The organism is Pseudomonas sp. KU26590 (assembly GCF_026153515.1).
GTDB lineage: Bacteria > Pseudomonadota > Gammaproteobacteria > Pseudomonadales > Pseudomonadaceae > Aquipseudomonas.
The window spans coordinates 2,245,101-2,258,112 of sequence record NZ_CP110644.1 but is presented as its reverse complement, the minus strand read 5'-3'; the positions used below and the strand labels follow the sequence as shown (position 1 = coordinate 2,258,112).

General features: G+C 61.9%; 9 protein-coding genes. 3 read left to right on the top strand and 6 right to left on the bottom strand.

Annotated elements, in window-relative coordinates; genetic code table 11:
- Window positions 1-17: 17 nt before the first annotated feature.
- From OKW98_RS10105 to OKW98_RS10090, 4 genes are read right to left on the bottom strand one after another with little or no spacing between them, the layout of a single operon-like run.
- Window positions 18-1,037 (bottom strand): ketoacyl-ACP synthase III, encoded by a 1,020-nt coding sequence (locus OKW98_RS10105; protein ID WP_265389021.1) that lies wholly within the window; start codon window positions 1,035-1,037, stop codon window positions 18-20.
- Window positions 1,038-1,044: 7 nt separating this feature from the next.
- Window positions 1,045-1,686 carry an acetyltransferase gene (locus tag OKW98_RS10100; protein WP_265389020.1) on the bottom strand — a complete coding sequence of 214 codons (642 nt, stop codon included), beginning with the start codon at window positions 1,684-1,686 and terminating at the stop codon, window positions 1,045-1,047.
- A complete protein-coding gene (locus tag OKW98_RS10095; RefSeq protein ID WP_265389019.1) occupies window positions 1,686-2,444 on the bottom strand; it encodes an SDR family NAD(P)-dependent oxidoreductase in 759 nt (252 codons plus the stop codon). The genes OKW98_RS10100 and OKW98_RS10095 overlap by 1 nt, the downstream gene beginning before the upstream one ends.
- An 8-nt stretch (window positions 2,445-2,452) precedes the next feature.
- Window positions 2,453-2,680, bottom strand: coding sequence for an acyl carrier protein (locus tag OKW98_RS10090; RefSeq protein ID WP_265389018.1), 228 nt, complete (start codon window positions 2,678-2,680; stop codon window positions 2,453-2,455).
- Window positions 2,681-3,166: 486 nt separating this feature from the next.
- Here OKW98_RS10090 and OKW98_RS10085 point away from each other — a divergent pair, with 486 nt between their 5' ends.
- A complete protein-coding gene (locus OKW98_RS10085; protein ID WP_265389017.1) occupies window positions 3,167-6,721 on the top strand; it encodes a glycosyltransferase family 2 protein in 3,555 nt (1,184 codons plus the stop codon).
- 27 nt (window positions 6,722-6,748) lie between these two features.
- Here the strand turns inward: OKW98_RS10085 and OKW98_RS10080 are convergent, their stop codons facing one another.
- On the bottom strand, window positions 6,749-7,765 hold the full coding sequence (locus OKW98_RS10080; protein ID WP_265389016.1) for an AraC family transcriptional regulator: 1,017 nt from the start codon (window positions 7,763-7,765) through the stop codon (window positions 6,749-6,751).
- A 188-nt stretch (window positions 7,766-7,953) separates the two neighbouring features.
- On the opposite strand from OKW98_RS10080, the gene OKW98_RS10075 reads away from it, so the two are divergent.
- Together OKW98_RS10075 and OKW98_RS10070 are read left to right on the top strand one after the other, a co-directional pair.
- Window positions 7,954-9,138, top strand: a complete 1,185-nt coding sequence (locus tag OKW98_RS10075; RefSeq protein ID WP_265389015.1) for an acetyl-CoA C-acyltransferase family protein — start codon at window positions 7,954-7,956, stop codon at window positions 9,136-9,138.
- Between the two features lie 12 nt (window positions 9,139-9,150).
- Window positions 9,151-10,002, top strand: a complete 852-nt coding sequence (locus OKW98_RS10070) for a 3-hydroxybutyryl-CoA dehydrogenase (RefSeq protein WP_265389014.1) — start codon at window positions 9,151-9,153, stop codon at window positions 10,000-10,002.
- A 622-nt stretch (window positions 10,003-10,624) separates the two neighbouring features.
- Here OKW98_RS10070 and OKW98_RS10065 read toward each other — a convergent pair.
- Window positions 10,625-13,006, bottom strand: coding sequence for an efflux RND transporter permease subunit (locus OKW98_RS10065; protein ID WP_265389013.1), 2,382 nt, complete (start codon window positions 13,004-13,006; stop codon window positions 10,625-10,627).
- Between the last annotated feature and the right edge of the window lie 6 nt (window positions 13,007-13,012).

The window sequence follows — 13,012 nt, the reverse complement described above, 5'->3', positions numbered from 1 at the left end:
GACGATGTCCCCTTCACTCACCAGCGAATAACGCACCCACCCCACGAATACCCGACGCCGAAACCTACCGCTGTGATCACGCTGCCGGGCTGAACCTGCCCCTTCTTCAGGGACTCTTTCAGCGCGATCGGAATGCTGCACGACACCGTGTTGCCGCAGTGTTTGAATTCGGTGATGAATTTCTCCGGCGCCAGTTTCAGTCGGCGCCGCAGGGCTTCGAGCATGAACTGGTTGGCCTGATGGAACACGAACAGGTCGGATTGCTCGACCGTGAAGTGCTCGTCGAACAGTGAGGCGAACAAGGCCGGCACGCGGGTCATGGAGAATTCGAAGATCGCCGGGCCGTTCATGTACAGGTCCGCGTCCGAACGGACATTGCCGCTGTCGTCTTCGTACTCGACGGGCATGTGTTCCGCGTCGAACGGCCGGCGGGCAGCGCCCATGGGCACGATCAGGTTGTTCGCGCCGGCGCCGTCGCTGCCGTAACGGAAGCGATCGAGGCAAGGCCCCTCCTCGTCCGACGCTTTGATCAACGTAGCAGCCGCCGCATCGCCGAACAGCGTACGCACGCTCTTGTCCCGGGGGTTGATGTAGCGGCTGTAGGTTTCGGCGGTGATCAGCAGCACGTTCTTGCACTGGCCCGATTCGATGAAGCCTTTGGCAATGCCCAGCCCGTAGATAAACCCCGAACAGCCCTGATTGAAATCGAACGCGGCGCAGTGCTGCGACAATTGCAGGCGATGCTGCAGGATGCAGGCGGTGGCCGGCAACATGTGATCGGGGCTTTGCGTGCAGTAGATCAGGCAGTCGATCTGTTCTCGCGGCGTGGCGCTGTTGGCGAAGAGTTTTTCGCAGGCGCGAAACGCAAGGTCCGACGCGGTCTCGTCGTCGGCAACGATGTGCCGCTGGCTGATCCCGGTCTTCTGGAAAATCTTGTCGACGTCCCACTCCGGAAACGCCTCGGCCAGCATCTGGTTGTCGAGCACTTGCTCGGGCAATTCGTATTCTATTTCGGCGATTCGAGCGTAGGTAGGCATGTCATTCTTATCCTGAGATGCGCTTGGCCGGCACACCGAAAACCACACTGCCGGGTTTGACCGCTCGCAGCACAACGCTGCCGGCGCCGACCACAGCCCCTTTGCCGACGCGCACTTTAGGCAGTACTGACGCGCGCGAGCCCATGAACACTTCATCTTCCAGCACAGCGCCACCGGTGACATCGCACTGACAGCTCAATGTGGAGAAGTCGCCGATCTGCGCGTCGTGCCCGACCGTGCAGGCGGAGTTGATGGTGACGAAATCACCAATCACCAAATCAACCGACAGCACCACGCGAGGACAGATCAACACGCCGCGGCCCAGTTTGACATTGTCGCCAACCACGGCTGTGGGGTGGACCAGGCTGAAAAACGCTGTGCCCTTGGCCAGCAGTTTATCCACCACGTATTTTTTATCGGACGGTTTGCCGATTGCACAAATGACCAGTTCATCTGCAGCCGGCTGGTAGCCGTCGATGGTGCCCAGAATATCGGCGTAATGGTGAAAGCCATTGAGCGACAAACCGCCGTCATCAATGAAGCCGGCGATGATGTAGCCGGGGTTGTGCTCGACCCAATCTTTCATCCAGGCATGGACCTCGCGGCCCAAGCCACCCGCGCCTGCGATGATGAGTTTTGTTATGTGCATCAGGCCAGATACCCCCCATCAACAACCATTGACGTGCCTGTCACCCAACGCGCAGCGGGTGACAATAGATAGTTGACGGCATATGCGACATCACGGGGCTCGCCAAGGCCCAGCGGATGCTGGCCCTCAATGGTTGCCATCGAATCTTCGCCTACAAGCCCTTCGAGCTTCTGTGCCATCTCGGTCCTGACCACGCCGGGCGCAACGGCGTTGACACGAATCCCCTCGCGGGCCAGCTCAAGTGCGGCGGCGCGGACCATCGACTCAACCGCACCCTTGCTCGCGCAGTAACCCATCAACGCGGGCTGGGCCACCTGAGCCATGACCGACGACAGCAGGACAATGCTCGACGGATTGCGGCACACGCCCTTTTGCCTGAACGCCTTGATCAGCGAAAAGCCCGAGGTAACGTTGGTGGCGAAAATGGTTTCCCAATGATCCAGGCCCATGGCCCGAATCGGCAGCGGCAATTGCACACCGGCGGCATGTACAAGACCGTCGAAAGGCGAGCTGTTGCGCGCCAGTGCTTTCATCCAGGCCGAGATATCGCCCCCCCTCAGGAGGTCGAACGCCTCGATCGAATGCCCTTCGCCGTGCAACTGGCTCAGGGTTTCTTCCAGCCGCTGGATGTCACGTCCAACGCCGACGATCCTGGCGCCCTGCTGGCTTAGCCAGACCGCGACTTCTCGACCGATACCGGAGGACGCCCCGGTCACGAGGATGGACATGTCCTCCAGCGAAAAAGGATTGTGGTGCACGGAAATCCTCAATCGGCGACCAGGGTAATGACGTCCCTGACGGTGACGCACTTGTTCAGGCGCGAGGCCGAAATGGTTTTCTCCAGGCGTTCATCAACCAGGGCCATGAAGGTCACTAAAGCAATCGAATCCCAGTCAAGCGGCTGGTCGATCTTGACGGTGCCCTCATCGGCTTCCATCGCTTCTTCGATCAGCGCGACGACTTGCTCTTCCAACGCCACTGCTTGGTCTTCCATCACTCGCCACTCCACAGAACATGACCGGACGCCTTCGCCGATACGTGTTCATGCAGAAGCAAGTTCCGAACCAAAGACTGAAAAGCAGGCGCCAGGCCACGGATCTTATGGGCCACAGCGATTTCGGAGAGCGTTGGCAGAATCGGCAGGAGACAAAAAAACGGCGCGGGCGTGATGCGGTTGTGGCCACGTTACCGGCATCCGACGCCGAAAGTGAGGCATTTGCACGATCCGTGTAGGAGCGCGCTTGCCCGCGAAGAGGCCGGTACATCCGACACATTTCTATCGACTGTACTCACGCGTTCGCCGGCAAGCGCGCCTACCGGGGACACGCGTCGAGGGCGCATTTTGGGCTGGCATAGAATGCCTCATCCTGCCTTTCCGGAACGCAAGCCGGACGACCCTTGGCCGGGATATTGCTTCAACAGCCCGGCATGCCGTGGGCGTCATTTTCATGGCAGATTTTTTCAATTACCGGATACCCCCATGGATTCTCAACGACTGGTCAGTGTCGTCATCGCTGTCTGCCGCACCGAGTTTTTTGAAACCGCGTTGCGCAGCGTGATCGGGCAGACCCACGATGCGATCGAAATCGTGATCTGCGACGACGCCACCGACGGTCTGGCAGAAACCGTGACCGACCTGTACCGGGCGTCGTGCCGGTGGCCGATTCGCTACCTGCGCAACGAGTCTCCACTGGGCGCCGACGCCTGTTTTAACCGCGCCGTTGCCGAAGCGTCCGGGCGGTACATCAAGTTTATGGCGGGTGACGCTGTTCTCGCGCCGGACTGCATTCAGCAGATGGTCGCAGCGCTAGAGGTGAATCCGCAGGCCGCACTGGTGGCTGCGCACCGCCAGTGGTTGAACGCCGAGGGCGCGGCGCTGCAAGAGAATCTGGCAACCCGTTTTCGTGTCAGTGAGCCGACGGTATTCAACGGGCCTGACATCGTCGGGCTGCTGGGGGAATTCACCTGCAATTTCATTGGCGAATTGAGCAGCGTGCTGTGTCGCCGTGACGACCTGCTGGCGTTGGGCGCCGATCCGTTTTCCCTCAACGGTGAATCCGTCGGCCCGTTGGGCAATCTGGCGCTGTACGCCAGATTGCTGCACGACGCCGAGCTGATCATGCTGCCGGCAACGTTGACGGGCACGCGCATCGCGCCGCAACAGATGACCGAACAGGGCATCGAAATCGTCGGCACGGACAGTGATCATCTGCCTGCGTTTCACCGGCTGATCCGTGAAACCGGCTGGGCCAGCACCTCGCTGGACAACGGCTGGGTCGGCGCACGGCCGTTGTCGGCGTCCCGGGGGTTTACCGATTTCAACCTGCTCGCGCAGTTGTCCGCGCCGTTGCCGCAGCGGTTGAACCCGCAGCAGGTCGAGGCCTGGCTCGGTCATCGGGTACTGACGGCCAATCAGCAGACGCAGATCGACCGGCACCTGGCCGAGGTCGACGCGCCTTCGCTGCTGGTGGTGATCAAGGATTTTGCCAGCGCCCCGGAAAAGATTCAGCGCAGCCTCGACAGCCTCGCTTCCCACGGCGCCCTGCACGCCGCGATGAACGTGGTGGTGTTGACGGACGCGACCAAGCTGCCGGCCACCTTAGTCGGCCCTCGGCTGACCACCCTCGCCATCGGCGCTATGAACACCGCCGCTCTGTTGAATCAGGTGGTTGAAAGCAATCGTTTCGAATGGCTGATCGTGATCGACGCCGGTACCCAATTCACACCGTTCGGCCTGACTGCCAGCGCGCTGACGCTCCTCGACTCACCTGACGCCCACGCCGCGTTCGCCGATGAAATGCACCGGCGGCCAAGGGGCGGCCTGAGTTCGGCCATGCGCCCGGACTTTAACCTCGACTACCTGCTGAGCTACCCGCTGCTGACGGCGGGCCACTGGCTGTTCCGACGGCATACGGTTCTGGACATCGGCGGCTTCGATGAGCGCTTCGCCGATGCCGCCGAGTTCGACCTGATCTTGCGTTTATATGAGCGTGAAGGCGCCGGGCGGATCATCCATATCAGCGAGCCCCTGCTGGTCTGTGACCTGCCGGAAGCAGTGGATAATCCCCGCGAAATCGAAACACTGCAGCGCCATCTGAAGGTGCGCGGCTACCCACGGGCGACCATCGAACACACCCTGCCCCGCCGCTACCACGTGCAGTACGGCCACACCGATCAGCCGTTGGTGTCGATCATCGTCCCGACCAAGGATCAGCTGCCGTTTCTGCAGCGCTGCGTCGAAACCCTGCTGCACAGCACCCGCTACCTGAATTACGAACTGCTGATCGTCGACAACAACAGCGAAACCCCCGAAGCCCTCGAATGGCTGGCGCGCATCGACGCTCTGGGCTCGGCGCAGGTGCGCGTGCTGCGCTACCCGCACCCGTTCAACTATTCGCGCATCAATAACGTCGCCGCGGCCCAGGCCAGGGGCGAGTACCTGGTGCTGCTGAACAACGACACGGCCATTGTCCACAGCCGTTGGCTGGACGAATTGCTCAATCATGCGCTGCGCCCTGAAGTCGGCGTGGTCGGCGCCAAGCTGCTGTTCCCCAACGGGCGGATGCAGCATGCCGGCGTGCGCCTGGGCATGGACGGCCCGGCCGGTCATCAACACATCGGTGAGCCCGCGCACATTCAGGGTTACATGCAGCGCGTGCAGGTGGATCAGGATTTGAGCGCGGTGACGGCGGCGTGCCTGATGGTCCGCCGCTCGATCTACGAGGCCGTCGGCGGGCTGGATGAAGAGGCCTTCGTCGTGTCCTACAACGACGTCGATCTGTGCATGAAAGTTGGCGCACTCGGCTACCTGAATGTCTGGACGCCCCATTCGGTATTGATCCACGAAGGCAGCGTCAGCCAGACCCACGTCGACACCGCCACCCAGCAGGCCAAGCGCAAGCGCTTCGTCGGCGAGCAACTGGCGATGTACCGCAAATGGCTACCGACGCTGGCGAACGATCCCGCCTTCAACAGCAATCTTTCGTTCGACCTGCAATCGGTCGAGCTCGAACTCAACATGCCGCTGGTCTGGCGGCCGATGGCCTGGCGCCGCAACCCGGTGGTGCTGGCCTACCCCGCCGGCCTGTGGGCCTCGCCCCATGAACGGGTGATTGCGCCGTTCGAGACGCTGCAAGCCGCCGGTTGGATGGACGGCATGCTCAGCAGCCAGCCGCTGTCGATTCCCCAGGAGGGACGCTTCAAGCCCAACGTCGTGGTGTTTCAGGCACGGCTCGACGCCGATCACCTGCAAACCATCGCACGCGCCCGGCTGTTGCCGGGTGCCTTCGTCGTGCTCGACATCAATGACCTGCAACTGGGCTCCCGGACGCCGGGCGAAGACGCGTTCGCCTTCGATGCCGAGTGCGTTGACCTGCTGCAGAAGAGCCTGCATCAGGCCCAACGTGTGATCGCTTCGACTCAAGTGCTCGCCGACATCGCCGGGGAATTCCACGCGGACGTGCGGCTGCTGCCTTCGCGCCTGTCGCCGCAGGTCTGGGGCAACCTCGTCTCGCGCCGTGGGGTGGGTGGCAAGCCAAGGGTCGGGCTGATCAGTGACCGCTGGCAGCCCCAGGACTTGCATTTGATTCTGGCCGTGGTCGAGGCCTTGGCAGAAGAGGTGGAGTGGATCGTCATGGGCGATGACCAAGGCGTGCTGCGCAGTCATGCCCATGAATTCCACGATCGCCCGCCCGCCGAGCACTACGCCACAGCCGTCGCCGACCTGAACCTCGACCTGGCGCTGCTGCCTGCGGTGGATAACCTGTTCGGCGCTTGCAAGAACAACATCACCCTGCTGCAACTCGGCGCCTGCGGTGTGCCGGTGATCTGCAGCGACGTCCGCGCATACGCCGGGGATTTGCCGGTGACCCGGGTACCGAACACGCTGGACGCCTGGGTCAACCTGATTCGCGCCCACACGACGGATCTGTCCAGCGCGGCGCTGCTGGGCGACGGCTTGCGCGAGCAGGTGCTGCGCGACTGGATGTTCGACGACGCGGCGGTTCAGGCCTGGCGCGGGGCGTGGCTGCCCTGAGGCCGGTGGCGGATCATCAGTCCGTCGTCATGGGTCGCTGGCGGTTTGCTTCTTGCGATAGCCGCCCGGACTTTCCCCCGTCCATTTCTTGAAGGCCCGGTGAAACGCGCTGGGCTCCTGAAATCCCACCAAGGACGCGATCTCCACCACGCTCAGTTCGGTGTCGCGCAGCTTCTGCTGGGCGATGCCGCGCCGTACGTCGTCCTTGATCCCTTGAAACGCGCAGCCCTCGCGCTCCAGCCGGCGGCGAAAGGTGGTGGCGCTGAGTTTCAGTTCATCGGCCATCTCCAGCAGCGTCGGCCAGTGGCCGTAATGGCTGTTGCGCAAGCGCTGATAGACCTGCGCCGCGAGGCCGCGCTGGTTGCGGTAGCGAATGACCAGCCAGTGCGGCGCGGTGCGTAAAAATGATTTGAGCGACGGCAACGACTGCACCACCGGCAGACGCAGGTAGTGGCTGGAAAACTCGATCTCGGTGCGCGGCTCGCCAAAACTCAGGTTGTAACCCCACAACAGCGAATCGTCGCTGAGCCGCTGACGGCGCTGGCGAAACTGCGCGCGGTCGATGCTGATGCGGCGCCCGCCAAGCCAGCACAGCAGGCTGATCATCAGCAGCAGAAACGTCTCTTCACCGAAGCGCTGGCGGACCGGGTCGTCTGTCGTGGTGTCCACCGCGAGCACAGCCCGGGCGCCGCGAACGATGAGGCTGCCGCGAAAGTCGCGCAGGAACAGGCCGAAATTGCTCAGGCACTGGCGCAGGGCCTTCTCCAGATTGGGTTCCTGAATCAGCCCCCGGCAGATCAGGGCGAAGCTGCCCAGGGGCATGCCGTGGGAATCGAGGCCGAAAAATTCATCGCCCAGTTCCTTGATCTGAATCAGCCACAAGGCCGCAAACGCGCTGGCCGAGACCCGTGCCGTGGGATCGTCGAGCAGCGCCATGTCGATTTCCGCCGCCTGCAAAACCGACTGCAAACGCAGTGGCTGGTCGCGCAGCCCGTGGACGATCAACTGGACGAAGCAGATCGACACTGAATCCTTTTCCCGCATGACCGCCTTTCCCTTTTTGAATGGTGCACCACGGATCAGGCGCTGATGGTAAAGAACGCCAGCCCATCTGGACAGTTTCGGCATAGGCCCGTCCCGAACGCCGATCTAGACTTGCCCGCAGTCAGCACCGGCCGAAACGCCGTTCCGCGGTGCCGCCCCCATAATTCCAATACGTGTCAGGAGCCCCCATGAGCACACCCGAAGTTTTCGTCGTCAGCGCACTGCGTACCGCCATCGGTGGATTCGGCGGTTCCCTCAAGGACGTCTCACCCATCGAACTGGGCACCCAGGTCAGCCGCGCCGCACTGGCCAAATCGGGGATCGCACCGGAACACATCGGCCATGTGGTCATGGGCCACGTGATCCCCACCGAAGTCCGCGACGCTTATCTTTCCCGCGTCATCGCCCTGGAAGCCGGCCTGACCCAAGAAACCCCCGCCATGAACGTCAACCGCCTGTGCGGCTCTGGCTTGCAGGCCATCGTGTCGGCGGCACAATCGCTGATGCTCGGTGACGCCCAGGCCGTGCTGGCCGGTGGCGCTGAATCCATGAGCCGTGGCGCGTACATCATGCCCCAGGCCCGCTGGGGTGCGCGCATGGGTAATGTGCAGGCGTACGACTACATGCTCGGCGCGCTGCACGATCCGTTCGCCAACATTCATATGGGCATCACTGCGGAAAACATCGCCGAGCAGTACGGCATCACCCGCGCCGATCAGGACGCCCTGGCGCTGACCAGCCAGCAGCGCGCCACCCACGCCATCGCCGAGGGCCGTTTCGAGGGCCAGATCGTGCCGATCGAAATCGCCACGCGCAAAGGCACCGTAACCTTCGCCCAGGATGAACATGTGCGCGGCGACGTGACCGCTGAACAGCTGGAGAAGATGAAAACCGCGTTCAAGAAGGACGGCACCGTCACGGCCGGCAACGCGTCTGGCCTCAACGACGGTGCAGCGGCGCTGGTCATGGCCAATGGCGACATGGTTCGCGCGCACGGCCTCAAGCCGATGGCCCGTCTGGTGGCCTATGCCCACGCCGGGGTTGATCCGGCGATGATGGGGTTGGGGCCGATCCCGGCCAGCCGTAAAGTGCTAGAACGTGCCGGTTTGACCGTGGCGGATCTGGACGTCATCGAATCCAACGAAGCCTTCGCCGCACAGGCCTGCGCCGTTGCCCGTGAGCTAGGCTTTGATCCTGCGAAGGTCAACCCGAATGGCTCGGGCATTTCCCTCGGCCACCCGGTGGGCGCGACGGGCGCGATCATCGCCACCAAGGCGATTCACGAGCTGCACCGGATTCAGGGCCGCTACGCGCTGGTGACCATGTGCATCGGTGGCGGTCAGGGCATCGCTGTCATCTTCGAACGCGTGTAAGGGGGATTGTCGATGAGCATGCAACACATCGCCGTGATCGGCGCCGGCACCATGGGCAACGGCATCGCGCAGGTCTGCGCGGTGGCGGGGTTCGACGTGACCCTGCTGGACATTTCCGACACGGCACTGGAGCGCGGCATGGCGACCGTGCGCAAGAACCTTGAACGGCAGGTGACCAAACAGACAGTGACTGCCGAGGTCGCCGAAGCGGCCCTGCGGCGCATCAGCGTCACCACTGACTACGACCAGTTGAATGGCGCGCAACTGGTGATCGAAGCGGCCACCGAGAACCTGGAACTGAAGCTGCGCCTGCTCAAACAGATCGCCAGCCATGTCGACCGCGAGTGCGTGATTGCGTCGAACACCTCGTCGCTGTCTATCACCCAACTGGCGGCCAGCGTCGAGCATCCGGATCGATTCATCGGTCTGCACTTCTTCAACCCGGTGCCGATGATGAGCCTGATCGAGGTCATTCGCGGTTTGCAGACGGCGGACACCACCCACATCGCGGCGATCAAGCTGGCCGAGCGGTTGAACAAAACGGCGATCACCGCCGGCAACCGCCCGGGCTTTGTGGTCAACCGGATTCTGGTGCCGATGATCAACGAAGCGATTCTGGTGTTGCAGGAAGGTCTGGCCACCGCTCAGGACATCGACGACGGCATGCGCCTGGGCTGCAACCAGCCCATCGGCCCGCTGGCGCTGGCTGACCTGATCGGGCTGGATACTTTGCTGGCGATCGTCGAAGCGTTCAACGAAGGCTTCAACGACAGCAAATACCGCCCTGCACCGCTGCTCAAGGAAATGGTCGCGGCGGGGTATCTGGGGCGCAAGACAGGGCGTGGGTTTTTTGTTTATAACTGAATGAATCCGGATGTGGGACGGCGTGTTTCTTGTAGGACTGGCTTTAGCCGGGAAGGCGTCGGTCATCACACCGCCAAATTGATGGCGGTCAAACCGGCCTCTTCCCGGCTGAAGCCGGTCCCACCGGGGTATTGCATGCATCCAGTGAACTTCCGGCGTACTCGAATGTGGGACCGGCTTTAGCCGGGAAAGCGTCGGTGCTCACACTGCAAAATTTTGGGTTGACCATGCCGGCCTCTTCCCGGCTGAAGCCGGTCCTACGAGGGCTCCGCGTGTGGTCAATTAGATTGGGGCCACTAGCGGACCACGTGCGGTCAATGGGATTGGGTGTGAACCCGGATGTAGGACCGGCTTTAGCCGGGAAAGCGTCGGTCCCCACACCGCAAATTTTGCGGTGACAACACCGGCCTCTTCCCGGCTGAAGCCGGTCCCACTGGGCACCGCGTGCGGTCAATTAGATTGGGGCCACTAGCGGACCGCGTGCGGTAAGGGATTGGGTGTGAACCCGGATGTAGGACTGGCTTTAGCCGGGAACGCGTCGGTGGTCACACTGCAAAATTTTGGGTTGACCATACCGGCCTCTTCCCGGCTGAAGCCGGTCCTACGACGACACCGCGTGTGGTTAATGGGAAAACAGCGAATTCCCGACCTTGCCCGCCATCTTCTCCGGTTTGATCAGGAACCGCGCCAGCGCCGGCAACAGCCACAGGGCGCCGAACATGTTCCACAGCAGCATGAAGGTCAGCATCAGGCCCATGTCGGCCTGGAATTTAATGGCCGAGAAGATCCAGGTGCACACCCCGATCGCCAGGCACAGGCCGGTGAACAGCACCGCTTTGCCCGTGGATTTCAGCGTCTGGTAATACGCTTCCTGCAACGGCAGCCCCGCCCGCAGGAAACTCTCCAGCCGGCTGTAAATGTAAATCCCGTAATCGACCCCGATCCCCACCCCGAGCGCCACCACCGGCAGCGTTGCGACTTTCACACCGATGCCCATGAACGCCATCAGCGCGTTACCCAGCACCGACGTCAGCACCAGCGGCAGCACGATGCACAGCGTCGCCGCCCATGAACGGAAGGTAATCATGCACATCACCGCCACGCACACGTACACCAGAATCAGAATGGTCAGCTCGGCCTGTTTGATGACCTCGTTGGTGGCCGCCTCGATCCCGGCGTTACCCGCTGCGAGCAGAAACTCCAGGCCATCCTTGTTGTTCTGCTGAGCGAACTCCTGCACCGCATGCACGGCCCGATCCAGGGTTTCGGCCTTGTGGTCGTTGAGGAAAATCAGCAACGGCGCCAGCGAGCAGGTGTTGTTGTACAAACCGTCAGCGCGGGAAATGGAGCTGTTGAGCACGTCCTTGTTGCGCGACAGCGACTCCCATTTCAGGTTGCCCTCGTTCATTCCCTTGATGACCTGCTTGGACACGGTCACCAGCGAAATCGCCGATTGAACCCCCGGCGTGTTTTCCATCTTCCACGACAGCTCGTTCATTGCCGACAGCGTCTGGTACGCCGAACACCCTTCTGGCGGCGTCTTGACCATCACCACCAGCACGTCGGAACTGGTCGAGTAATTGTTAATGATAAAACTGTTGTCCTGGTTGTAGCGTGAGTCTGGCCGCAGTTCCGGCGCGCCCTGGTCGAGGTCGCCGATCTTCAGGTTATGGCCGTACCAGAGGCCGCCGACCAGCGCGACAAGGGCCAACGTCACTGACACGCGAGCGACTTTCGGCGCGGCGAAGTTCGACAGCAGACGCCAGAACGGGTGCTCGCGCACGGCATCCTCTTTACTGCGCACCACCGCTTTTTTGCTGATGCCAGCGTAAGAAATCGCCACCGGCAGGAGGATCAGGTTGGTGAAGACGATCACCGCCACGCCGATGGAGGCGCCGATGGCCAGCTCGCGGATCACGCCAATGTCGATGATCAGCAGCGTGATGAAGCCGACGGCGTCCGCCAGAATCGCGATCATCCCCGGCAGGAACAACTGGCGGAAGGTACGGCGTGCTGCCGTAAGCGCGCTGTCGGCGTCACTGGATTGCAGGGCGATGCCGTTGATCTTCTGCACGCCGTGGGAAATGCCAATGGCGAAGATCAGAAACGGCACCAGCATCGAGTAGGGATCAAGCCCGAAACCCACCACATGCATCAGGCCCAGCTGCCAGATCACGGCGATCAACGTGGTGCTCAACACCGCGATGGTGCTGCGGGCGCAGCGGGTGAACCACATCAGCAGGACCAGGGTGATCAGGAAGGCGATGCCAAAGAACATCACCACCATGATCAGGCCGTCGATCAGGTCGCCGACCTTCTTGGCGAAACCGACGATGTGAATCTCGACGTTGGGGTTCTGCGCCTCGTACTTGTCGCGAATCTTCTCTTCAAGCTGGTGGGAGAACTGACGGTAATCCAGCGGCCGCAGTTTGCTCTGGTCGCTGGGGTCCGGGTAGAACTCCTGCAGCGGCACATCGACGATGCTCGACTTGAAGTTGTTGGACACCAGACGCCCGACCTGCCCGGACTTGAGGACGTTGTTGCGCAGTTTGTCGAGGCTTTCCTGCGAGCCATCGTAGCTCTGCGGAATCACCTCGCCGCCGGCGAAGCCCTCCTCCGTGACCTCGGTCCAGCGCACGCTGGGGCTCCACAACGACTTGAGCCCGGAGCGATCGACACCGGAAATGTAGAACACCTCATCGTTGATCTGCCGCAGGGTCTCCATGTACTCCTTGGAGAAGATATCGCCCTGCTTGGCCTCCACCGAGATACGCACGGTGTTGCCCAGGTTCGCGAGGTCGTTGCGGTGCTCCATCATGTTCTGAACGAACGGATGACCCAGCGGGATCATTTTTTCGAAGCTGGTGGACGGGCGCACCAGCGTCGCTTGCCAGAACAGAAAGATACTGACCAGCAGGCAGATGCCGATCACCGTCTTGCGGTTATTGAAAATCAACTGCTCCAGACGCGTCGGCTTGTCGTGATGGTGTTGAAGGTTGCTCATGGAAAC